The following is a 23,533-nucleotide window of genomic DNA, read 5'->3' on the forward strand; positions in this document are numbered from 1 at the left end:
TGCCGACCAGATGAGGACCTGATGACCGCCGCACCGCACGCCGCCGCGCCACCTGCCGCTGACCGCCATGACCTGATCCGGGTGCATGGCGCGCGGGAGAACAACCTGCGTGACATCAGCGTCGAGATTCCCAAGCGGCGGCTGACGGTGTTCACCGGCGTGTCCGGATCCGGCAAGAGCTCATTGGTGTTCGCCACGATCGCCGCCGAGTCGCAGCGCCTGATCAATGAGACGTACAGCGCGTTCGTGCAGGGGTTCATGCCGACGCTGTCCCGTCCGGACGTCGACATCCTCGATGGCCTGACCACCGTGATCACCGTCGACCAGCAGCGGCTGGGTGCTGATCCACGGTCCACCGTCGGTACTGTCACCGATGCGAACGCGCTGCTGCGCATCCTGTTCAGTCGGCTCGGGCAGCCGCACATCGGCCCGCCGGGCGCGTTCTCGTTCAACGTCCCGTCCGTGCGGGCCGCGGGCGCCATGACGGTCGAGCGCGGCGGCAGCGGCGGCGGGCCGAAGACCGTGCGCAAGACGTTCAGCCGCACCGGCGGCATGTGCCCGCGCTGCGAGGGCCGGGGCAGCGTGTCCGATCTTGACCTTACCGCGCTGTACGACGAGACGAAGTCGCTGGCCGAGGGTGCGATCACCGTCCCCGGCTACAGCATGGACGGCTGGTACGGGCGCATCTTCACCGGCTGCGGTTTCTTCGACCCGGACAAGCCGATCCGCAGGTTCACCAAGCGGGAACTACAGGATTTCCTCCACAAGGAACCCACCAAGATCAAGGTTGACGGGATCAACCTGACCTACGAGGGCCTGATCCCCAAGATCCGCAAGTCGATGCTCGCCAAGGATCCCGAGGCGATGCAGCCGCACATCCGGGCGTTCGTCGACCGGGCGGTCGCCTTCGCCACCTGCCCCGAGTGTGACGGCACCCGGCTGGCCGAGGGGGCGCGCTCGTCGAAGATCCGTGGGATCTCGATCGCGGACGCCTGCGCGATGCAGATCAGCGACCTCGCCGGCTGGCTGGACGGTGTCGACGACCCGTCGGTGGCGCCGCTGGTCGACGCGCTTCGGGACGGCCTCGGCTCGTTCGTGGAGATCGGCCTGGGCTATCTGAGCCTCGATCGGCCGTCGGGGACCCTCTCCGGCGGCGAGGCGCAGCGGGTGAAGATGGTCCGTCATCTCGGCTCGTCCCTCACCGACGTCACCTACGTCTTCGACGAGCCCACCACCGGGCTGCACCCGCACGACATCGCCCGGATGAACGACCTGTTGCTGCGGCTGCGGGACAAGGGGAACACGGTGCTCGTCGTCGAGCACAAGCCGGAGGCGATCGCGATCGCCGACCACGTCGTCGACCTCGGCCCCGGTGCCGGCACCGACGGCGGCACCGTCTGCTTCGAGGGCTCCCTGGAGGGCCTACGAGCCTCGGGCACGGTCACCGGGCGTCACCTTGACGACCGGGCCGCCCTGCGGCCGGCGCCGCGCCCGCCGACGGGCCACCTGAAGATCCGTGGCGCGGCCACGCACAACCTGCGCGACGTGGACGTCGACATCCCGCTCGGCGTTCTGGTCGTCGTCACCGGGGTCGCGGGCTCGGGGAAGAGCTCGCTCGTGCACGGGTCGATCCCGGCAGACGCCGGGGTGGTATCGGTGGACCAGGGCGCGATCCGTGGGTCGCGGCGCAGCAACCCCGCCACCTACACCGGCCTGCTCGACCCGATCCGCAAGGTCTTCGCGAAGGCGAACGGGGTGAAGCCCGCGCTGTTCAGCGCCAACTCCGACGGCGCCTGCCCGACCTGCAACGGCGCCGGCGTCATCTACACCGATCTCGCGATGATGGCCGGCGTCGCGTCCACCTGTGAGGACTGCGAGGGCCGGCGGTTCGACGCGTCCGTGCTCGAGTACCGTCTGGGCGGGCTGGACATCAGCGAGGTGCTCGCGATGTCGGTCACCGAGGCCGCGCAGTTCTTCGGCCCGGCCGGCCCTGAAGGCGCCCGCACGCCCGCCGCCCGCGTCATCCTCGGCCGGCTCGTCGACGTCGGGCTCGGCTATCTGCGGATCGGCCAGCCGCTGACCACGCTGTCCGGCGGCGAGCGTCAGCGGCTGCGCCTGGCCACCCACCTGGGCGACCGCGGCGGGATCTACGTCCTCGACGAGCCGACCACCGGCCTGCACCTGGCCGACGTCGAGCAGCTGCTCGCCCTGCTCGACCGGCTCGTCGACGCCGGCAAGTCGGTGATCGTCGTCGAGCATCACCAGGCCGTCATGGCCCACGCCGACTGGATCATCGACCTCGGCCCCGGCGCCGGCCACGACGGTGGACGCATCGTCTTCGAGGGCACCCCCGCCGACCTGGTCGCCGCCCGCTCCACCCGCACCGCCCAGCACCTCGCCGACTACATCGGCGCGGCTGTCGGCGGAGTTTGACGATCGCCTATGCGCCGCCGGCCCGTCGGTGCTGCCGGCCCGTCGGTGCTGCCGGCCCGTCGGTGCCGCCGAGCCGCGCCTGGGGACTGCGCGAATCATCTGGGCGCGATCTGATCGTTGTCCATGGACGCCCGTGGACCCGGCCCGGAGGCGCGGCTCAACCGCGTGCCCGTGCGGCGGATGAGGGGATCGACGCGAGGCGGACGAGGCAGGGCCCACCTGGACACATGTCGTGGCTTCACGTGGCGCATCGAGCACGGGAGGTGTCATCATGTGCTCTCCGCCATGGTCGGATCGGGTAGATCGGGGCAGGCAAGCGGCCGATGGGTCCTTTTGGTGGGGCAAATCGGGCACGAAACCGTTAACTAGAACCACATGGGTCCCTCTGAACGTGCGGCCGTCGACAAACGCGGCAAAGCGTCGATTGCGGTGCGTGACCACAATGGGGGAGTGGTCGCGGGGCAGGCCTGACGCCGCGGGTGTGACCGAGGTGTGCCGTCAGACCGCCCCGCGTGCCGTGTCGGGCTTCGCCGCGTGCCGAGCCGGGCTTCGCCGCGTGCCGAGCCGGGCTTCGCCGCGTGCCGCGTCAGACCGTCCCGCGTGCCACGCCCGGCCGGGCCGCGTGCCGGGCCGCGTGCCGTGCCGTGCCGGGCCGCGTGCCGTGCCGGGGTCAGCTCTTGTGCTGCTCGGCGTGGCCGCCGAACTGCTTGCGCATCGCGGACAGGAGTTTGTCGGCGAACAGGCCCTCGCCGCGGGAGCTGAACCGCTCGTACAGGGACGCGGTCAGCACATGGGCGGGGACGCCCTCGTCGACGGCGGCGAGCACCGTCCAACGGCCCTCACCGGAATCGGAGACCCGCCCCGAGAACTCGGCGAGCTGCGGGTCCTCGACCAGGGCGGCGGCAGTGAGGTCAAGCAGCCAGGACGCGACGACGCTGCCGCGTCGCCAGACCTCGGAGATCGCGGCGGTGTCGAGGTCGTACTGGTAGTACTCCGGGTTCGCCAGCGGCGCCGTCTCGGCGTTGTGCTCGGCGAGCTCGCGGCCGATGTTGGCCTTGTCCAGGATGGCGAGGCCCTCGGCGAACGCGGCCATCATGCCGTACTCGATGCCGTTGTGGACCATCTTGACGAAGTGGCCGGCGCCGTTCGGACCGCAGTGCAGATAGCCCTTTTCCGCCTGCGTCGGCTCGCCGGATCGGCCGGGCGTGCGCGGGACCTCGCCGAGGCCCGGCGCGATCGTCTCGAACAGTGGCTCCAGCCGCTCGATGACCTCGTTCTCCCCACCGATCATGAGGCAGAAGCCGCGCTCCAGACCGAACACGCCCCCGGAGGTACCGACATCCACGTAGTGCAGGCCGCGACCGGAGAGCTCCTTCGCCCGGTGGATGTCGTCACGGTAGTACGAGTTGCCGCCGTCGATGATGACGTCACCGGGCTCGAACAGCTCGGCCACCTTGGTCACGGTCTCCCCGGTCAGTCCGGCCGGCACCATGATCCACGCGGCGCGCGGTGGACGCAGGGCCGCCGCGAACTCGGCGAGCGTGAGCGCCCCGGTGGCACCCTCGGCCTCCAAGGCCTTGACGGCGTCCGCGTTGACGTCATAGACCACGCACTCGTGGCCGCCGCGGATCAGTCGGCGCACCAGGTTGGCGCCCATCCGGCCGAGTCCGACCATCCCGAGCTGCATCTCGTCTCCCCGCTCGTCTCGTTCTCGGTGATCCGGTCACGCGGCGCGCCAGGCCGTCCACCTATGCCAGGTCGACGCCGTGCGCATCGACGCCGGGTCGGTCGACACGTACACATCAACACACGGCACACATCGCCACGTACACGTCGACATGGCACACATCGCCACGTACACGTCGACATGGCACACATCGCCACGTACACGTCGACATGGCACACGTCGACACGGCGCCCTTGGCCTTGGGCGACGGCGGACGTGGCGCGCCTGGACCGGTCATGCTTCGCCTTGCCTTGCCATTGTTCCCTTGACTACGCGCGTCTCCCCGCCGAGGTCGGCGTGGCGTCCGATCGGGCGGAGTGCTTCTCGTCACCGCCCTGCCGCGGATGACCTGCCGCGAACGATCTGCCGCGAACGACCTGCCCCGGACGGCGTGGCGCGGCCGTGCAGGCGAGGGCCACCCCAGGTCCGCGTACGGTACGGGCCGAGTGATCCCGGTCATCGGTCCGGGACGCCCTTGTGCCGGACGTCATGGTGCCGGGATGAGGTAACGGCCGGACGTCGCCAGGGTGGCGGTCGGCTGACGGACGGTCAGGGAGGCGCGGATGAATGGCACGCGGGGCGAGCGGTTCGACGTCATCGTGATCGGGGCGGGGCCGGCCGGGGAGAACGTCGCGGGTCGGTGTGCGCAGGCGGGGCTCGCGGTGGCCGTCGTCGAACGGGAGCTCGTCGGTGGGGAATGCAGCTACTGGGGCTGCATCCCGAGCAAGACCCTGCTGCGGCCGGGGGAGGTGCTCGCCGCCGCCCGCCGGGTGCCGGGAGCCGCCGCCGCGATCACCGGGCGGCTCGACGTGCCGGCCGTGTTCGCCCGGCGGGACGAGATGGTCGCCGGATACGCCGATGGTGGTCAGGTACCGTGGCTGACCGATCGGGGGGTCGAACTGGTGCGGGGCGTCGGACGCCTGACCGGCCAGCCGCGCGAGGTGCGGGTGACCCTGGCGGACGGTGGGCAGCGGCCGCTGCTGGCCTCGCGGGCGGTGGTGCTGGCCACCGGGACGCGGGCGACGATGCCGCCGGTGCCGGGTCTCGTGGACGCCGAGCCCTGGGACAACCGGTCGGCGACGGGTGCCCGGGAGGTGCCGCGACGGCTGGTCGTGCTCGGCGGGGGTGCGGTCGGCGCCGAGCTCGCGCAGGCGTTCCGGCGGCTCGGCGGTGAGACGGTGACCGTAGTCGAGGGTGCGCCCCGGCTGCTCGCCCGCGAGGAGGAGTTCGCCGGCGACCAGGTGCGGACGGCGTTCGAGGCCGAGGACATCGCGGTGCGGGTCGGCACCCGGGTGGTGGCCGTGGAGCGGGCGCCGGCACAGCCCGGCGGCCGGCGCGGTGAGGTGACCGTCCGCCTCACCGGCCCCGCAGCGGATTCGGCGCAGGCGGCCGTGCTGGTGGCCGACGAGATCCTGGTGGCGGCGGGACGGACACCGGCGACGAGTGATCTCGGGCTTGAGGCGGTCGGGCTGCGACCGGGCGGATTCGTCGAGGTCGACGAGTACCTGCGGGCCCGGGCGGTACCGGCGGGTTGGCTGTATGCCGTCGGCGACGTCTGCGGCCGGGCGCTGCTGACCCATATGGGCAAGTACCAGGCCCGGATCGCCGCCGATGTCATCACCGGCCGCTGCGACCCGGCGGGTACCCCGGCGCGCGACCTGGCGGACGATCGGGCGATCCCGCGCGTCACCTTCACCGATCCCCAGGTCAGCGCGGTCGGGTTGACCGAGCGGGCCGCCCGTGAAGCGGGCCTGTCGGTGCGGGCGGTCAGCGTCGACACCGGCGGGGTGGCGGGCGCATCGGTGCGCGGCGTTGAGGCGGTCGGAACCTCGAAGATCGTGGTGGACGAGACCCGCCGCGTGCTGGTCGGGGCGACCTTCACCGGCGCCGACACCCAGGAACTCGTGCACGCGGCGACCGTCGCCATCATCGGTGAGGTCCCAGTGGAACGACTGTGGCACGCTGTGCCGTCCTTCCCGACGGTCAGCGAGGTCTGGCTGCGCCTTCTGGAGGAATACGGCCTCTGACACCGACCGCCGGACCCAGGAGAGTATCCGCCTTCATCGCCGGGCCGACGGCGGGATTCTCAGGCGTCCTGAGTCGTCAGGTGCCTGACCCGGATCTTCATGGAACACGACCGGATCCTGATCGATATGTGCCCGATGCGGACCGTGCGGGAGCGGCGGTGCGAGGCCGCGACGCCGCGAGGCCGCGATCGGCGATCGGCGATCGGCGGTGGTCACGGTCTGAGATCGACCGATATCCTTGGCTGGTGCGCCGACCACGAACGTTGGCGGTGGTGAAACAACCATCGTTACCGCCGGTGCTCGCCCTCGACCCCCTTGATCACATCGCGGGTCGCTGATGGGTCGTTCTGGTAGGGCAAATCGGACACGAAACCGGTAACTCGGACCACGTGGTCCTTCTGTCGCGCGGACATCCGACAAACCAGACATCAAGGCCGGTCGCTCTGGGTAAGTGCGGCGACCGTTGCGGATCGTGGACCATGCACCCGTGTGCTGACCACCCTCCCGGCGTCTGCATCAGCTACCGATCCCGACGCCGCACCCGAAACCCCACGATCCCCAGCACCCCGCCCGCCGTTTTCCTACCACCCGGGAACGTTCGCGGTCAGCGCACCAGGAGGCGGGAGGGGTCGTGAGGCACCGCCCACGTGAGGATTCACGTGAGGATGTGACCCAACAGGGCAGGGGTAGACCACGCAATCGAGACCATCCTGCTGTCGACGCCCGGGCAGAGTCCACCTTCTTTCGGTGCTCCGGGAACGTTTGCGTAGACTATGTCGACGCGTATCGAGATTGACGGCTTCAAGACCTGCACCGAGATAGTGGTAGTGTCGGACGGAGTCGCGACAGTTCTTTCATGGAGCGGCTTTCAGGTTTGGCGGCGGAGATCACGCCCGATTGCGGTGCCGTTCAGCTCAGGAGATGTAGCCTGCCTGGACAGGGAGCGATGTACGCCTCCCGTAGACGGCTCATGATGACACCGTCTCCGGGGGAGTCGGGCAGAGCGCCGGACTGAGCGGCGGTCGTGCGCGGGACGGCCTGCGACCGGACCGGCCTGGAAGGGCCCGGCCGGCCGATGCGTGCAGGCCCACCGATCAGGTGAACACGGAGACGCCGCCGGGGCCGATGAGCAGCCCCACCACGATGAGCCCAATGCCGTAGAGCAGACCGCCGCGCAGGATCGTGACGATACCGGTAACGACGAGAATCACCGCGATCAGCCAGAGTATGAATGCCATGCCAACATCGTTCCGCCTTCCGGCCCCGTAAAACCCCCGGTCCACATGGGTGCCCTCCGGTGCCCGCCGCCGCCCGGTGGGAGCGGCGGGCACCGGGTTCAGCCGGTGGGAGCGGCGGACATCAGGCTCAGCCGGCGGGGGCGGCGGCGGGGGTGCGGTGCGCGGTGGTGGGGGCGAGGCGGCGCACGTCGGGCACGCCGAGCCGGGTGGCGTCCGCGGCGGTGTCGTCGGCCTCTCGCTGGGAGGCACGTTCGGCCTCGACGCGGGCCAGGTAGTGCTCCACCTCGCGGTCCCGGTCGGCCGGGTTCCAACCCAGCAGGGGGGCGACGAGGTCGGCGATGCCGGGGGCCGCGTCGATCCCGCGGTCGCGGGTCTCGATCGAGATCCGGGTACGGCGGATCAGGACGTCCTCCAGGTGCAGCGCTCCCTCGTGGGTGACGGCGTAGACGGCCTCCGCGGCGAGGTAGGTCGGCGCGCCGGTCAGCGGGCGGGCGAGCTCCGGGCTGCTGGCGGCGAGCTCCAGGACCTCCTCGGTGAGCGTGCCGTAGCGGTGCAGCAGATGTTCGATCCAGCCGATGTGCAGCCCGGAGCGCCGGGCGAGCGCCTCCCGGGAGTTCCAGAGGGCGGGGAAGCCATCCGCGCCCAGCAGCGGGATCTTCTCCGTGCAGGACTCGGGCACCGCCCGGTTCAGCCCGCGCACGGCGGCGTCGACCGCGTCGGTCGCCATCACCCGGTAGGTCGTGTACTTCCCGCCGGCCACCATGGTCAGGCCCGGCGCCGGGGAGACGACGGCGTGCTCGCGGGACAGCGCGGTGGTGTCCTCGGATTCTCCGGCGGCCAGCAGCGGCCGCAGCCCCGCGTACACGCCGGTGATGTCCTCGGTGGTCAGCGGTGTGCGCAGCACCCGGTTGACGGTGGCGAGCAGGTAGTCGATGTCGGCGCTGGACGCGGCCGGATGGGCGAGGTCGAGCTCCCAGTCGGTGTCGGTCGTCCCGATGATCCAGTTTCCGCCCCAGGGGATGACGAACAGCACGCTGCGCTCGGTGCGCAGGATCAGCCCGGTCTCGCCATGGACGCGGTCGCGCGGGACGACGATGTGCACGCCCTTGGACGCCCGCACCGACAGCCGCCCCCGCCCGCCGACCATCGCCTGGATCTCGTCCGTCCACACCCCGGTGGCGTTGATCGTCTCGCGGGCCCGCAGGCTGATCTGCTCGCCGGACTCCAGGTCCTCGACCTGGACACCGGCGACCCGCTCGCCCTCCCGCAGCAGGCCGGTGACGCGGGCGCTGGTCGCGATGGCCGCCCCGTAGCGAGCGGCGGTGCGGGCGACGAACATGGTGTGCCGGGCGTCGTCGACCTGGCCGTCCCAGTACTGGATGGCGCCGACGAGCGCGTCCGGGCGCAGTGAGGGAAACACCCGCAGCGCCGCCTTGCGGGTCAGGTGCCGGTGGTGCGGGACGGTGCCGTCCCCGCCCGGGCCGATGCGGGCCAGACCCTGGCCGAGGGTGTCGTAGAGCAGTACCCCGCTGCCGAGGTAGGCCCGTTCCCAGCCGTGGCGGGTCAGCGGCAGCAGGAACGGGATGGCGTGGACGAGATGCGGCGCGAGCGTGTCGAGCATCAGCGAGCGTTCCCGCAGGGCCTCGCGGACCAGGGGGGCGTTGAGCTGCTCGAGGTAGCGCAGGCCGCCGTGGATGAGCTTGCTGGACCGGCTGGACGTTCCGGCGGCGAGGTCCCGGGCCTCGACGAGGGCGACGGACAGGCCACGGGTGGCGGCGTCGAGTGCCACCCCCGACCCGGTCACGCCCCCGCCGATCACGGCGATGTCCATCACCTCGGTGCGCATCCGGCGCAGTGCCGCGGTGCGCACCGAGGGGTCGAGGACCCCTCTCGGCGCTGCGGGCCTGGTCGGCGTCATGGCGGTGATCCTCCTTCGTGCGGAGCGTGGTGACGGCACAGGTACATCTCGCGGTCAGGTCGGCGCTCCCGGCAGCCGGTTCCATGGTGCCGGCTGGAGGTGACGTGCGCCTGTGTACACGGTTGCGCCTATGGACACACCGGGGGCAGTTCTTGGACACACCGAGGGCCGCCGCGAACACAGGGACCGCCGTGGACACACGGACGGACCGCGTGTGGACACATCCAGGGGCACGGTGAGACGCAGGGAACGGTCCCGGCGCGAGCACGGACTGGCGGGCCGCCGAGACCGCCGAGACCGCTGGCCGACACACCCGAGGGCTCCTGAGTACTACGGTCTCACTGTCTGCGCGCTAACCGGGGGAAGCGACGAAGCCGACAGATGGGGTTGGACACGTGGACCTGACCTATCCACCCGAAGTGGCAGATTTCCGCCGCGCGCTGCGATCCTGGCTGGCCGGGAACCTTCCCGAGGCCTGGGCGACGCCGGCATTCTGGGCCACCCTGGACGAGGACGCCTCCTTTGACCTGCGCCGGGACTGGGAGCGGAGCAAGACGCTGGCCGGTTTCGGGGGGATCGACTGGCCGGCCGAGTACGGCGGGCGTGGCGGCACCCGCGCGATGGCCGCGGTCGGAGACGCCGAGCTGATGCGGGCCCGTGCCCCCCGCTCGGTGAACCCGCTGGGTCTGACCTTCCTCGCCCCGACCGTGATGGCCGTCGGCACGCCCGCGCAGAAGGCCGAGATCCTCGGCCCGATGCTGCGCAACGACGTGATCTGGTGCCAGGGATTCTCCGAGCCGGAATCCGGTTCCGATCTCGGTTCCGTGCGCACCCATGGGGTGCGCGAGGGCGACCTGTTCGTCGTCAATGGCCAGAAGGTGTGGACGACGTCGGCCCGCCGGGCGGATCGGATGTTCGCCCTGGTGCGCACCGAGCCCGGCTCCAGTCGGCACCGGGGCCTGTCGCTGCTGCTCATCGATCTGCGTTCGCCTGGGGTCGAGGTGCGCCCGATCCGCCAGATGAGCGGGATCAGCGAGTTCGGCGAGGTCTTCTTCACCGATGTCCGGGTGCCCGCCGGGGACTGTGTTGGCGGGCTTGGCAATGGCTGGGCCACGGCGATGCTGCTGCTGTCCTTTGAACGCGGGGCGTCGGCGATGGGCCAGTACACCGACTTCCGTCGCGCCTACGACGAGATCGTCGGGGTGGCCCGTGCCCTGGGCCGGGACCGCGACCCGGTGGTCCGCCAGTCGCTCGCCCGCCGCCTGGTGGACCTCGAGTGTCTGCGCTACCACGCCCTGCATGTACTGACCGAGGTGGAGCAGGGCCGTGACCTCGGTTTCGCGTCCTCGGTGACCAAGCTGCAGTGGTCGCAGGCCTACCAGGGCCTGTTCGAGACGTTCGATGAGGTGCTGGGCGCGGACGTCGGCCTGAACCGGCCAGTCGAGGGGCTGGACCTCACCGCCTTGCGGCGGGAAAGTTTCTGGACCCGTTCGGTGACCATCTGGGGAGGCTCGTCGCAGATCCAGCGCTCGATCGTCGCCGAACGCGTGCTGGGCCTGCCCCGCGGGTCCTAGCCGCGGCTCCTTGCCCGCCACTGCGGTTCCCCGCCGTGCATCCCGCTCCGCTCCGCTCGCCTCGCCCGAGGCCCGTCCCGAGGAGCCCGCCCCGTGTTCTTCGACCTGACCGACGAACAGCGCGCTCTTGCCGAGACCGTGCGGGACGTCCTGGCCGACCGTTTCGACCTGGCGGCCGTGCGGGCGGTGTTCGAGGACGCGGGCGGCGACGGCCATCCCCGTGAGCTCTGGTCGACGATCGGGGATCAGGGCTGGCTTGCGGTGTGCGTGCCCACCGAGTACGACGGCCTCGGCCTCGGTCTGGTCGACGCGCAGGTCATCGCGCGAGCGTTCGGCGTCGGCGTGGTACCCGGCCCGTGGGCACCGACCGTGCTCGCCGGCGAGGCGGTGCGTCGCGGCGGCACGCGGGACCAGGCCGCCGAGGTGCTCGCCGCGCTGGGTGCGGGCGAACTCGTCGCCACCGTCGCCCTGCGCGGGCCGGGCGGTGGTTACGGACGCTCGGGCGTCCGCGTGCGGGCCGACGCCGACGGCCGGCTGCACGGTGTCGCCAGCGGCGTCGAGTACGCCGGCGTCGCCGCGCTGCTCGTCGTCGCCGCCCTCGAGTCCGCCTTCGACGGCTCCGGCGACGCGGTGGGGTTGTACCTGGTGGAACCCTCGACGGCAGGCGTGCGCATCGAGCCACAGCCCGGGTTCGACGCGACGACCCGGCTCGCCGCCGTGACCTTCGACGGTGCGGCGGCCCGGCGGCTGCCCGGTTCGGACGCGGGCGCCTACGCGGACCTGCTGCGCCGCGGCGCGGTGCTCGCCGCCGCCGATCTCGTCGGAATCGCCCGCGAGTCCCTGCGGCGCACGATCTCCTATGACTCCTCCCGCGTCCAGTTCGGCCGGCCGGTCGGCTCCTTCCAGGCGCTCGCGCATCACCTCGCCGACCTGCACGTCGCGGTGACGATGGCCGAGCACGCGGTGTTGTTCGCCGCCCATGCCCTCGACACCGAGACCGCGGACACCAAGACCGCGGACACCAAGACCGCGGACACCGAGACCGCGGCCACCAGGACCGCTGGCAGTGAACCCTCGGGCGGCGAAGCCGGGGGCAGCGAGGTGGGGGGCCCTGGCGGGGCCGAGGATCCTGACGTCGAGCGACCGGATCCCGTGCTCGCCGTCGCCGTGGCCAAGAGCAAGTCCAGCGACGTGGCCCGGGAGGTCACCGCCACGATGATCCAGTACCACGGCGGCATCGGTTATACCTGGGAGCATGACGCGCACTTCTACTTCAAGCGCGCCAAACGGCTCGCCGCGGCCTACGGCGACAGCCAGGACCATCTCGCGGACATCGCGCGGGTGACGGTGAGTCCCATGCCGTAACTCTCCTGTGAGCACGCAGGGCGTCGCCCGGACGGCAGTCACACACCTAGATCAATGGATGTTTCGGGTGTTCTCGCATCCTCGTTCGGCCTGAACGGCCGCCGCGGTGGCCACCGCGCGCCCCGGGCATCCGGGCGGGTAGCCAGATCGTCCACACTTATGCGACATGAACGGACGCTCCGTGCAGGCACTGTCAATGGTGATGGTTCGGTGCGCCATCCAGCTACGGATTGTGCACCTGGCGTTTCTGGCGTCGTCCATCGCCGTCTGGTCAGGCTGGTACCGCTGGAACCCCGCGGCCGCCGTCGGCGCGGCCGTGATGTTCGCCTGGGGCGTGCTGTGCCTGTTCCTGCTGCACCGCAGCCTGGTCGCCGCCCGCCGGGCCGGAACCTGCCGTTGGCCCGAGGACGTCGACGATGCTCCCACTGACGGTGTCGGTGAGGCCGGTGAGGCTCGCCCTGATGTCGACGACGTTGTCCGGATCAGCCCGGTGCTCGCGGGCATGGACGTTGCCGTGGCGGTCGGCGCCGCGGCTCTCGCGGCCTGGATCGTGCCGGATCCGGTGCGCGGCGACCCGTCGTCGCTGGTCTTCATCGGTGCGCTCACCGCGGCGGTGACCTCGGCCTTCACCCTGCCTCGGCGGGCCTTCGTGGCCGCTGTCGTCCTGCTGTGCGGCGTCCACCTGGCCACCGGCGTGCACCAGCGGCCGCAGATCTTCGCGGCGACGATGATCCTTCTGGTCATCTCCGTGCTGCTGCGCTACGCGACCTCCCGGCTGTGGCGGGTGGCCGGCGGCGCCGACACGCGCCACCAGCAGGCCTCGGCCCGGCGCCGGCGTGTGCTGCTCGCCGAGGGACGCGAGCGGGACGCCCTGGAGAACGAACGGCTGCTGCACGACACGATTCTCAACACCCTGACCGGCATCGGCATGAGCGAGGACCTGCCCGCCGAACCGCTGCGCGACCAGTGCGCCCGCAGCGTCCGCGAGGTGGAGGATCACCTGCGCGGACGGCGCGGCCCCGACCGTACGGACGGGTCCGGCGACCCGAGCGGTCCCGGCGTGGCCGACCGCATCATCCGAACGGTCCACCAGGCGCGTGCCACCGGCCTGCACGTCGTCCTGGAGGGGGTTGCACCTGCCAGGGGCGTAGCCGCCGTCGCGGTGGTCGCGACGGCGGCGAAGGAAGCGGCGCAGGCGGCTGATGCGGCACAGGCGAGCGTGCCCGACGAGGTGGCGGCGGCCATCGCGGCCGCCACGGGGGAGGCACTGCGAAACGTCCGCCGACACGCGGGCACCGACGACGCCCGGGTCGTGACGAACATCGGCCCCGGCCGGCTGCGGGTCAGCGTCATCGACCGTGGCCGGGGCTTCCGTCCTGACGACGTCGCGGCGGACGGTGCCCGGCTTGGCCTGCGTAACTCCGTGTCCGCCCGGATGCGGGCCGTCGGCGGTGAGGCGAGCATCGTCTCGCGCCCCGGCTGGGGCACCGAGATCGTGCTGTCCTGGGAGGCACCGGCACCCACCCGCGCCGACGCGCCGGCGGCGGCGGCGGCAGTGGACCGGATCGAGGAGGAGCTGGGTGTCACGGCCCGGCGCGGCTTCGCGGTCGCGGTGGTGGTGGGCTGGCTCGCCGCGTTCGTCCCGGTGATCCTGCACCGCGACCAGGCCCGCTCCTTTCCGGCGTCGCTGGGGATCTGGTTGGTGACGTTCGTCGCGATCGTTGTCACCGCCCGGATCTCCGCCCGCCGGTCTCTGCGGCCCGCGCAGGCCTTCGGCGCGGTGTTGTTCGCCGTGGCCTCGGCGGTCGCCGGTGCGCTCAACACCCGCGAACCGGGTGGCGAGGTGGTCGTGTGCTGGGCGACGACCATGGTGAACCCGTTGTGGGTGGCCTTCGCGATGCTGACCCGGCGCCGCTGCGAGCGGTACGCCGCCGCGTCCGTCGCGGCCGTGGCGATGACCGTGATCGTGCTGTCCCTCGGCGGCCGGGACGACCAGCTGGCGCTGGCCCGTCTCGGCGGTGCGGTCTACGCGCTGGTCATGCTGCAGGTCCTGGTCACCATGTTCGGCCCGGTGCTGCGGGCCAGCGCCCAGGAGCGGGCCCGGGCCGAGGAGCTGGCGGCGGGCGTCGCCGACCGCCGGATGCTGGACCGCACGCTGCGGCGTGACCGCGAGCTGCGCCTGGCCCAGCTCGACGCCCGGTTCCTGCCACTGCTGCGGGACATCGCCGCGGGCCGCCTGGACCCCACGGCGCCCGAGGTCCGCGCCCGCTGCACCGCGCGGGCGCGGGCGCTGCGCCGGGAGCTGATCGGCGAGGGAACCGACGAACTGCGGGATCTCGCCGGGCCGATCGAGCAGGCCGAAGCCCGCGGGGTCGCCGTCACGGTGCAGACGGACGGGCTGTTCAGCGTGATCCCGCCGGCGGTCAGCGGCGAGTTCCTCGCCCGGGTCTCGGCGGTGCTCGCCTCCGTCGGGCGGGGGACGGTGCTGCTCACCGGTTATCTCCACGCGAACCGGGCGGACGTCTACCTGACGTATCCGGCGCGGGCCGTGACGGCACCTGGCCGCGGCGCCGGGCGCCCGGCGACGCTGGGTGACTTCGGCCGGGCAGGCGCGTTCGGTGCCGCGGGTGCCGGACTGGTGCGCTCCAGCGGGTCGATGGCCGACGGCGTCGTCTGCGTCGAGCTGCACTGGTCCGCCGCGCAGGCCCCGGTGCCCGACCCCGCCCAGGACGCTGACGCGCCGGCCATCCCGTCCTCCATGGGCGGGCTGCGGGGCGTGGTGCGGGCCGAAGACAGGTCTGCCGGGGAGCCACGGACGGCCTGACGGGGTCAGCGAGACGCGGCGTGGTCGAACAGACGGACGGCGGCGCCGAGCGCCGCGCGGCGTTCGGCCGGAACCAGCCCGATCCGAGATCGGCGGTCCAGGAGGTCCGCTGGCTCGAGCGCCCCTTCATGACGTACCGCGAACAGCCACTCCGCCCCCGTGACCGGCGTCCCTTCCGCCACCGGTTCGAGCAGCTCGGGCGCACCCGCGGCGAGCGCGAGCACGCGCGGCGCCTCCGTCCCGAAGCGTTCCACGAGCCGACGGGGGGCGGCGATCTCGGCGAGCTGGTCCCGGGGTGCCGCGCCGACCAGCGCGAGCCGCGTCGTCCGGCACGGCCCGGCGGCGAGCCCGGCGGCCGCGATCGCCGCATCGACCGCGTCGGCGGCCATCCGACGGTAGGTGGTGAGCTTCCCACCGACCACCGTGACCATCCCGTCGGCGCCGGTGTGCACGAGATGCCGCCGCGACAGATCCGCCGTCCGTCCGCCCGCGGGCCCGGCGGACGGGTGCCACCTGGACGGATGCCGGGCGGCCGGGTGGCCGTCGAGCAAGGGGCGTAGGCCGGCGAACACCCCGAGCAGGTCGGCCCGGTCCAACGGGGCCGCCAGCACCCTCGATACGACGCCGAGCAGCTCGCTGACCTCCTGGTCGTCGGGCTCGGGAACATCCGTGACCGTGTCGACCGGCACGTCGGTCAACCCCACGTAGACCCGGCCATCATCCTGCGGGAGTACCAGCGCGAACCGGCCGAACTCGTCCGGGATCGGCACGGACAGCGCGGCCCGCCCGCCGGCGAGCGCGTCTGCCCGCACCACCAGATGGGTGCCGCGGCTGGGCCGCAGCCGGATCTGCGGGGCCAGCGTCGGCGCCCACACGCCCGTGGCGTTGACGACGGCACGCGCCCGCAGCGTGACCTCCGCGCCGCTGCGTACATCCAGCGCCGTCACCACGAACCCGGCTGTCGTTGCGGACCGGGCGGTCGTCGCCGGCCCGGCTGTCATTGCGGACCGGGCGGTCGTCGCCGGCCCGGCTGTCATTGCGGACCGGGCTGTCCTGGTGGGCCTGGCAGTCGTCGCGGATCCGCTCGCCGCGAACCCGATTGTGGCGAACCTGGTCGTGGCGGGTTCGACCCGCAGCACGCGTAGCCGGGTGAGGACCCGCGCGCCACGACCGGCCGCCGTCCGGGCGAGGGCGACGACGAGCCGGGCATCATCGACCAGCTGGCCGTCCCAGTACACCAGCCCGCCACGCAGCCCGGCGCGACGCAGCGCCGGGGCAAGCCCGAGCGTCTCCACCGCGGTCAGCCGGCGGGGCCCGGGAAGCACGTCACGCGGGGTGCCCGCCGCGCGGCGCAGCACATCGCCGACGCCGAGGCCGGTGCGCACCATGGCCGCCGCCGGGCCCGAGACGTCCCGGGTCAGCGGGGTGACGATCGGCAGCGCCCGGACGAGATGCGGCGCGGTGTGCCGCATCAGGATGTCGCGTTCCACGGCGCTTTCCCACGCCACCGGAACATCACCGTGGCTGAGATAACGCAGGCCGCCGTGGACGAGTTTCGAGCTCCACCGGCTGGTGCCGAAAGCGAGATCCTGCGCCTCCGCGAGCGCGACGCTCAGCCCGCGCGCGGCCGCGTCCAGTGCGACGCCCACGCCCGTCACCCCACCGCCGATGACGAGCAGGTCGACCTGCCGACCGTCGGCCAGTTCCGCGAGCTCACGGTCACGCCGGCGGCCGTACAGAGACGTCCCGTCCCGCCCGCCGACAGTACCTGTGCTGCCGGCGCTGCCCGGGATGTCGCCGTTCGTCACGACATGCTCCGCGATGACGTGCCGCCACCGCCACCGCTGTTTCGGCCGCCGTCGCCGTAGCCGCCTCCCCTGTGGCCATCGCGCGGGGCGGGAGGGCCGGTGGGCGGGGCGAGGTAGGCCTGGAGCAGGCGGCGTAGCTCACTGTCGCGGGTCGCGGTCGGCACCCGGCCGCCCAGCGCGTCCGCGGACAGCACATAGGACTGCACGACCAGCAGCACCATCACGGCCAAGGCCTCAGGCTCGGCGGCGCGCACGGTGCCGGCCCGGGCGGCGGCGCCCAACTGCCCGGCCAACAGCTCGACGATCATCTGCTGGGTGGTGCCGCGCCGCTCGGTCAGGTAGGGGAGCAGCAGCTCCGGATCGGTCTCGAGGATCCGCCGATAGACCGGGTTTGCCCGGAACGCGTCGACGGTCGCGACGATGGTGTCGACGATGTGGTCGAGGTCGCCGCCGTGTGGGTCGCGCTCGGCCGATCTGGCCGCCGTGGTGACGATCGAGCCCCACTCGCGGGTCATCACGTCGCCGACCAGGCTGCTCAGGTCGGGCCAGCGGCGGTAGAGCGTCATCCGGCTCGCCCCAGCACGCCGGGCGATCTCGGACAGCGTGGTTCGCCGCACGCCGACCGCCAGCAGCGACGCCTTCGCCGCCTCGAGCACTGCCGCGTCCCGAGACGTCGAGTCCGGCCCTGAAACGTCCGGCCCTGAAACGTCCGGGACTGCCGCGTCCCGCGACGTCGTGTCCGGCACCGCCGAGTCGGGGACGGCGGCAACGTCCGGCGCTGCCATGTCCGGCGCTGCCATGTCCGGCGCTGCCACGTACCGCGCGGCGACGTTCTGTCCGCCGACACTCGACTCGTCGGTGTTCCCTCCGCCGAGACTCTGCCGGCCAGCACTCTGTCGCAACACTCCCGCTCGCCTTCCATCACCATTCGATTACCTGGAGAACCGGCATCCCGTGATCAATACCCTCGGCGACCACCCGACCGGCAAGATCCACCTAGGTAGGTCGTTGTGGGGGGCAAATCGGACACGAACACCCCCACGGCGACCTGTTAGGATCTTGTCCCCTCGCAGCGACCGGCTGCCGATCACCGACCGTGATTGGCAGCCGGTCATCGGACTCGCCCAGCTCGGCCAGCTCAGACGGCGGCCGGCTCGGCCGGCCGGTCACCACAGGTGCGGTGTTCTGGTCGGCGGCCGGCGGGGAATTGATGCTGATGGTCACCGCAGTCCTTCTTTCGGGCGTCCTGGCCGAGCGACAGTCCTGACCGTCCTGCGCCCTGGCCAGGCCTGGCCTCGGGGTGAGTCGCGTGCCGGACTGTCGGGGCAGGGGTGTCGGGGCAGACGGTTGTGTCGGGTCAGGGCGCGTGGACGTGCCAGAGGGCTGCGCCTCGTGCCTCATGCCTCGTGCCCCGTGTCGTTGCCGTGTGCCGTGTGCGGGCTGTGCCATGTGCGGGCTGGGTCGTGTGCTGGGGCCGTCGTGCCGGGGGTGTGTCCGGGCGGGGGGTGTGGCATCGTGAGGTGCAGTCCTGTGACAGTGTGACATCATCTGTCACACTGTCACACTGTCACAGTCGCAGCCTATCGAGTCGGGTGACCAGCCGAACCGAGGTAACGATGACCAGCGCCGAGATCCGCCCCGAGGTGGGCCGCGGGGCCGCCTCCACCTCCGCCGAGCCGGTTTGGTGGGGCTGGGGGTCGGCGTTGGCCCACCAGCCTCTGCCTGCGAGCTTTTCCGCGCTGCTGGGCCAGCTCGGTATTCCGGTGCGAGCGACGCGGCCGGTTGGGCCCGGCGAGGTGCGCCTGCCCCCGATGCGGCTGCCGGCGGCGGCCCGGCGCGCGCTGGAGGCCGTCGTCGGCGAGGCGCACGTGCGTACCGGTGCCGAGGAGCGCATCCGCCATTGCCGGGGGCGGTCCACCACCGACCTGCTGTTGCTGCGTTCCGGGGATGCGAGCGCCGCCCCCGACGCGGTTGTGCTGCCCGTCGACCACGACGAGGTGTTGGCCGTGCTGCGGGTCGCCACCCGGGAACGGGTTGTCGTCGTGCCGTTCGGCGGCGGGACGTCCGTGGTTGGCGGCCTGGTTCCCTCCGGCCTGGACGGGCGTCCCGTGATCGCGTTGGACCTGCGCCGGCTGGACCGGCTGGGCCGGATCGACCGCGAATCCGGCACCGCGGAGCTCGACGCCGGGCTGCGCGGACCGCAGGTCGAGGAGCTGCTCGCCCCGCACGGCCTCACTCTCGGCCATATTCCGCAGTCGTGGGAGTACGCCACGGTCGGCGGGTTCGCCGCGACCCGCTCCAGCGGACAGGCATCGGGCGGTTATGGCCGGTTCGACGACCTGGTGGTGGCGCTGAGGGTGGCCACGCCCGCCGGCGGCTGGGACCTTGGCCGGGCGCCCGCCTCGGCGGCCGGCCCCGATCTGCGCGAGCTGGTGCTCGGTTCCGAGGGCACCTTCGGAGTGATCACTCGGGTGACGGTGCGGGTGCGTCCCCTACCGGCCCGACGGATCTATGAGGGCTGGTCCGTGCCCGATTTCGGCACTGGTTTGCAGCTGGTGCGCGACCTGTCGGCGCGCGATCTGCGTCCCACCATCTGCCGGCTCTCCGACGAGACGGAGACCGCCGGCGAGCTGCCGACCGACACCGTCGCCGGCACGGAGGGCGGCGTCGCCGGTGGGTGCCGGTTGATCACCGGGTTCGAGGGCTCTGGCGCGGCGGTGGCGGAGCATGCGAGGCAGGTGGCGGTGGTGCTGCGGGCCGGCGGGTCACGTCCGCTGGGACCGGACGTCGGCGCAGCCTGGGAGGCCGGTCGCTTCCGCGCTCCCTACCTGCGGGACGCCCTGCTCGACCTCGGTGTGTTCGCCGAGACGCTGGAGACGGCCGGATTCTGGTCGACGTTGCCGGCCCTGTATGGCGGGGTGCGCGCGGCGCTGGTCGACACGCTCGGCGAGGCGGGCCTCGCACCGGTGGTGATGTGCCACGTGTCCCATCTGTACGCGACGGGCGCGTCCCTGTACTTCACGGTCGTCTGTGGCCAGGGTGACGATCCGATCAGGAGCTGGCAGGCGGCGAAGGCGGCGGCCGGCGAGGCGATCGTCGCCGCGGGGGGCACGATCACCCACCATCACGCCGTCGGCACCGAGCATCGACCCTGGCTCGGTGACGAGATCGGCAGCCTCGGCCTGGACGTGCTGCGTGCGGTGAAACGCACCCTCGACCCCGTCGGCATCCTCAACCCCGGCGTCCTGATCGGCTGACCCGTGCCGGCCCAGCCGGCTGGGCGCCGCCAGCTCACGGTGCGCTCGGACGTGTGGGCGGACGTGCCCGGGTACATCCTCGTGCATGCAGACCTTCGGTGCCGTGCTGGTCGTACTGGTCCTCCTCGCCATCCCGGCCTTCATCGTCCTGCCGCCACTCGCCTGGGCCTATGTGCGCAGCGGTCCGCTACGGGTCGCCGCCGAGGCCGAGGCGGAGCGGGAGAAGCGGCACGGCCCGCGCTGACCGGCGGATCGGCCATGTGGTCGGGCCCGGTGTGCTGGGCCCAGTGGTCGGGCCCGACGCGCCGATCCGACCATCCCCGACATGTCCGACGGTGGACTCGGCCAGGATAAGAGGCATGAGCAGCGCTGGAGCGCACCTCGGAGCGGACGTCGGGACCGGCGTCGGCGGGGGCGGTGATCTCACCGACGGCGACGGGCTGGCCAGCCGTGGTCTCCTCGTCGTCGGCCCCGGGGCGAGCTTCGGGGTCGAGCTGTTGCGCCGCTTCGGCCGGGAGGGGTTCGCCCTGGGCGTGGTGACCCGGTCCGCTGACACCCTGGCCCGCATCCGGGACGAGCTGGCCGCGGAGAGCCCGGCCGCGGCCGGCACCGCCACAGACGGCACCACTGACGGCACCGCCACAAACGGTGCGGCCGGGGACAGCGCAGCCGGGGGTGAGGTATCCGGGCACGGTCTCACCCTTGCTGGGGCGGTGGCGGATGTGACCGACTCCGCAGGGCTGGCCGCCGCGATCGAACGTGTCGTCGCGGGTATCGGCGGGTTGACGGCCCTCGTGTACAACGCCAAGATCAGCATCCGGGGTGCCGCACTCACGGTGCCACCGGCCACGCTCAACGAGACCTTCGCGGTCAACGTCACCGGGGCGCTCGCGACGATCCAGGCCGGCATCGGATCGCTCGAGGACCGACCCGGCGCGACCATTCTGCTCACCTCCACGAGCCCTCGGACCGCACCGGTGGCTGGCCGGTTCGCGCTCGCGGTCGGCAAGTCGGGGCTCACGGCGCTCGCCGAGGCGCTGCGCCCGGTGCTGGCGGTGCGGGGAGTGCGGCTGCGTACGGTCCTGCTCGACGGCCGGGTCGCGCCCGGCGGGCCGCTACGTCCGCAGGACGTGGCCGAGCACTACTGGCAGGCCTACGCGGCGCCGCGCGGCGACATCTTTCGCCTCGCACCCGTCAGAAGGGGCGCCTCGGTGGCACAGCTCCCGCTGGAGGTGTGAGCTGTCGTTCGGGGCCGGCCGAACGGCACCGGTGCCCCGGGTCGTCGATCCGACATGTCCGGCTACGAATGATCGCACCCGAACGGCCGCGAGATGTGCGAAACATGCGACGATCCGGCAGTACGACGTTCCGACAGCAAACGGCGTCTGCCAGCGGTCAAGATGATCGCCCGGCAAACGGCGTCCAGCGGACAATGACGGTGGACAGGCAGTGACGGTGGACAGGCAGTGACGGCGGGCGCCGACGGGGTACGGCAGGAGATGGTTCGGTGAACGACGCACGCGACGGCGACAGGCGCGACGGCGGTGCGCCCGCGGGGGATGGCACCCGCGCGGCATCGGCCGACGAGGAAGCCACCCGGCTCGGAGATCCGCGCGCTGCCGGCCCAGACGCCGCCGGGCGGCCTGGAGCCGGCGGCGGCGCCTCGACGCGCCGGGGGGCCCCGATCGGGCCACCGCCGCCCGCGGAGTCCTTCCGGCCGAGCGGCCCCCCGCCGCCCGCGGAGTCCTTCCAGCCGGGGCGCCCGGTCGCAGGCGCCGACCCCCGGATGCCACCACCTGCCGCGGCCTCGCCCGTGGGACCTGTTGCCGGGCGCGCCGCGAGCCCGCTGGCAGGGGGTCCCGCTGGGCCGCCCATCGCCGGGTCGCCGCAGGCGGGGCCCGTGGCGGGTGGGACCGCGCCGACCGACCGCACGGCGCAGGTGCCCCGCCGTGGCGGCGGGCCACGGCCGGACTGGTCCGAGCCCGGCGACTCCGCCGACGGCACGCTGGTCATCAGTCGGGACGGCGGGAGGACTCTCATCCCTGATCCTGATCGTCCGGGCACCGACTGGTCGAACTCCGATCGGCCGAACTCCGACTGGCCAAACTCGGACCGGCCGTGGACCGCGGGCATTCCCGCGGCGCCGCTCACCAGGCCGACCACTGACGCGGCCTCCCGCGGTGACGCTCTTGCCGCGTCCCGTGCCGGCGAGTACCCCCCGGGCCATGCTGGCGACTACCCACCGAGCCGTCCAGGCGAGTACGCCGCGGCCGGTCCGGCGGGACCGGGCGGTCCGGCGGGACCGGGCGCCGCGGCAGGGCAGGGTGTGCCGCCGGCCGGGCCGCGGCCGCATCGGCGTCGGCGGCGCATCGTGCCCATCGTTCTCGTGGCACTGATCGTTCTGTTCGTCGTGGGCGACCGGGTCGGTGTGGTCATCGCCAAGGGGCAGATGCGCTCGCAGATCAAGGCGGCCGTCGCCGAGAACATCAAGCCGGGCGACCCGGTGCCGAAGGTCACCAGTGTGAGCATCGGCGGGTTCCCGTTCCTCACCCAGGTGCTGTTCGGCAAGTTCACCGACATCGGGGTGGGGCTCGACGGCATTCCGACCCCGGGCCCGAAGATCTCCTCGGTGAAGGCGCACCTCAAGGGCGTGCATGTGCCGCTTGGGGACGCTCTGACCGACAACGTCGGCACGGTACCGGTCGACAACGTGCGGGCCACGGTCGGCATCACCTACACCGATCTGAACGCCTATCTGGCCACGCAGAAGCCCGCGATGCAGGTGACTCCGGTCGACGGCGGCAAGAAGGTCAAGGTCACCAGCACCGTGGACATCCTGGGATTCGGGTCCCAGCAGGTCGGCGGCGTCGTCACCTTCGGGGTTGCGAACAACCGGCTCACGCTGATCCCGTCGGAGCTGTCGATCCAGGGCAGCGGCCTGAACTTCAGCATCCCGGTGCCCGGGCTGCAGTCCGCGCTGGGATCGATCCCGATCCCGATCTCCGGGCTGCCCTTCCACCTGAACATCGTCGACGCCTCGACGAGCGCGACCGGCCTGTCGCTCACGGCGACGGCCAAGGATGTCGTGCTCCCGGCGTCCTGACGTCTGACGTGAGGTCCGGCCCGGTCGACGGAGCCATCCGCACCGGACGGGCATGATGTATGTCACATTACTTTCCGTGATGATGCTCGCTGAGGTGGCCTGGGCTGCGACGGAGGCCACCGCGTCCTGCGTCCGCGAGTGCCGCCGCGGGCGGGGCGTGGCCGTCCGCGGACGGAGGGCCTGGTCCGGGGGGGGGGGGGGGGGGGGGGGGGGGGGGGGGGGGGGGGGGGGGGGGGGGGGGGGGGGGGGGGGGGGGGGGG

At 72.4% G+C, this 23,533-nt stretch carries 14 protein-coding genes; 9 read left to right on the plus strand and 5 right to left on the minus strand.

Annotation, left to right across the window (positions count from 1 at the left end):
* Positions 1-21: 21 nt before the first annotated feature.
* On the plus strand, positions 22-2,433 hold the full coding sequence (locus MXD95_RS19980) for an ATP-binding cassette domain-containing protein (protein ID WP_250642195.1): 2,412 nt from the start codon (positions 22-24) through the stop codon (positions 2,431-2,433).
* A 670-nt stretch (positions 2,434-3,103) separates the two neighbouring features.
* Here the strand turns inward: MXD95_RS19980 and gnd are convergent.
* Positions 3,104-4,120, minus strand: coding sequence for a phosphogluconate dehydrogenase (NAD(+)-dependent, decarboxylating) (gene gnd / locus MXD95_RS19985; RefSeq protein ID WP_250642196.1), 1,017 nt, complete (start codon positions 4,118-4,120; stop codon positions 3,104-3,106).
* Positions 4,121-4,722: 602 nt separating this feature from the next.
* Here gnd and MXD95_RS19990 point away from each other — a divergent pair.
* The gene (locus MXD95_RS19990) at positions 4,723-6,186 is read left to right on the plus strand and encodes a dihydrolipoyl dehydrogenase family protein (RefSeq protein WP_250642197.1); all 1,464 of its coding nucleotides are present in this window, start codon (positions 4,723-4,725) and stop codon (positions 6,184-6,186) included.
* Positions 6,187-7,280: 1,094 nt separating this feature from the next.
* Here the strand turns inward: MXD95_RS19990 and MXD95_RS19995 are convergent.
* Both MXD95_RS19995 and MXD95_RS20000 read right to left on the minus strand, forming a co-directional pair.
* The gene (locus tag MXD95_RS19995; protein ID WP_250642198.1) at positions 7,281-7,424 is read right to left on the minus strand and encodes a GPGG-motif small membrane protein; all 144 of its coding nucleotides are present in this window, start codon (positions 7,422-7,424) and stop codon (positions 7,281-7,283) included.
* Positions 7,425-7,551: 127 nt separating this feature from the next.
* Complete coding sequence (locus tag MXD95_RS20000; RefSeq protein ID WP_250642199.1) at positions 7,552-9,342, minus strand: glycerol-3-phosphate dehydrogenase/oxidase; 1,791 nt, start codon at positions 9,340-9,342, stop codon at positions 7,552-7,554.
* Between the two features lie 395 nt (positions 9,343-9,737).
* Between MXD95_RS20000 and MXD95_RS20005 the strand changes: the two genes are divergently transcribed.
* From MXD95_RS20005 to MXD95_RS20015, 3 genes are all read left to right on the plus strand, one after another.
* Positions 9,738-10,916: an acyl-CoA dehydrogenase family protein gene (locus tag MXD95_RS20005; protein ID WP_250642200.1), complete on the plus strand. Its 1,179-nt coding sequence runs from the start codon at positions 9,738-9,740 to the stop codon at positions 10,914-10,916.
* A gap of 93 nt (positions 10,917-11,009) precedes the next feature.
* Positions 11,010-12,281, plus strand: a complete 1,272-nt coding sequence (locus tag MXD95_RS20010; RefSeq protein WP_250642201.1) for an acyl-CoA dehydrogenase family protein — start codon at positions 11,010-11,012, stop codon at positions 12,279-12,281.
* 181 nt (positions 12,282-12,462) lie between these two features.
* A complete protein-coding gene (locus MXD95_RS20015; protein ID WP_250642202.1) occupies positions 12,463-15,105 on the plus strand; it encodes a sensor histidine kinase in 2,643 nt (880 codons plus the stop codon).
* 5 nt (positions 15,106-15,110) lie between these two features.
* Here the strand turns inward: MXD95_RS20015 and MXD95_RS20020 are convergent, their stop codons facing one another.
* Entirely contained in the window at positions 15,111-16,898 is a 1,788-nt protein-coding gene (locus tag MXD95_RS20020) for a glycerol-3-phosphate dehydrogenase/oxidase (RefSeq protein ID WP_374122085.1), read from the minus strand.
* An 11-nt stretch (positions 16,899-16,909) separates the two neighbouring features.
* Positions 16,910-17,818 carry a TetR/AcrR family transcriptional regulator gene (locus MXD95_RS20025; RefSeq protein WP_250642203.1) on the minus strand — a complete coding sequence of 303 codons (909 nt, stop codon included), beginning with the start codon at positions 17,816-17,818 and terminating at the stop codon, positions 16,910-16,912.
* A gap of 711 nt (positions 17,819-18,529) precedes the next feature.
* Here MXD95_RS20025 and MXD95_RS20030 point away from each other — a divergent pair.
* From MXD95_RS20030 to MXD95_RS28635, 4 genes are all read left to right on the plus strand, one after another.
* Positions 18,530-20,170 carry an FAD-binding oxidoreductase gene (locus tag MXD95_RS20030; RefSeq protein WP_250642210.1) on the plus strand — a complete coding sequence of 547 codons (1,641 nt, stop codon included), beginning with the start codon at positions 18,530-18,532 and terminating at the stop codon, positions 20,168-20,170.
* An 85-nt stretch (positions 20,171-20,255) separates the two neighbouring features.
* Positions 20,256-20,414 carry a hypothetical protein gene (locus MXD95_RS20035; protein WP_250642204.1) on the plus strand — a complete coding sequence of 53 codons (159 nt, stop codon included), beginning with the start codon at positions 20,256-20,258 and terminating at the stop codon, positions 20,412-20,414.
* Positions 20,415-20,529: 115 nt separating this feature from the next.
* A complete protein-coding gene (locus MXD95_RS20040; RefSeq protein WP_250642205.1) occupies positions 20,530-21,408 on the plus strand; it encodes an SDR family NAD(P)-dependent oxidoreductase in 879 nt (292 codons plus the stop codon).
* A 662-nt stretch (positions 21,409-22,070) separates the two neighbouring features.
* On the plus strand, positions 22,071-23,273 hold the full coding sequence (locus MXD95_RS28635; protein ID WP_250642206.1) for an LmeA family phospholipid-binding protein: 1,203 nt from the start codon (positions 22,071-22,073) through the stop codon (positions 23,271-23,273).
* Positions 23,274-23,533 lie beyond the last annotated feature (260 nt).

The sequence above is a fragment of the Frankia sp. AiPa1 genome, from assembly GCF_023243075.1.
In the GTDB taxonomy this organism is placed as follows: Bacteria; Actinomycetota; Actinomycetes; order Frankiales; family Frankiaceae; genus Frankia.

Coding starts and splice junctions, on each gene's coding strand:
- MXD95_RS19980 (WP_250642195.1), top strand. CDS start 22: ATGACCGCCGCACCGCACGCCGCCGCGCCACCTGCCGCTGACCGCCAT.
- gnd (WP_250642196.1), bottom strand. CDS start 4,120: ATGCAGCTCGGGATGGTCGGACTCGGCCGGATGGGCGCCAACCTGGTG.
- MXD95_RS19990 (WP_250642197.1), top strand. CDS start 4,723: ATGAATGGCACGCGGGGCGAGCGGTTCGACGTCATCGTGATCGGGGCG.
- MXD95_RS19995 (WP_250642198.1), bottom strand. CDS start 7,424: ATGGCATTCATACTCTGGCTGATCGCGGTGATTCTCGTCGTTACCGGT.
- MXD95_RS20000 (WP_250642199.1), bottom strand. CDS start 9,342: ATGACGCCGACCAGGCCCGCAGCGCCGAGAGGGGTCCTCGACCCCTCG.
- MXD95_RS20030 (WP_250642210.1), top strand. CDS start 18,530: ATGACCAGCGCCGAGATCCGCCCCGAGGTGGGCCGCGGGGCCGCCTCC.
- MXD95_RS20035 (WP_250642204.1), top strand. CDS start 20,256: ATGCAGACCTTCGGTGCCGTGCTGGTCGTACTGGTCCTCCTCGCCATC.
- MXD95_RS20040 (WP_250642205.1), top strand. CDS start 20,530: ATGAGCAGCGCTGGAGCGCACCTCGGAGCGGACGTCGGGACCGGCGTC.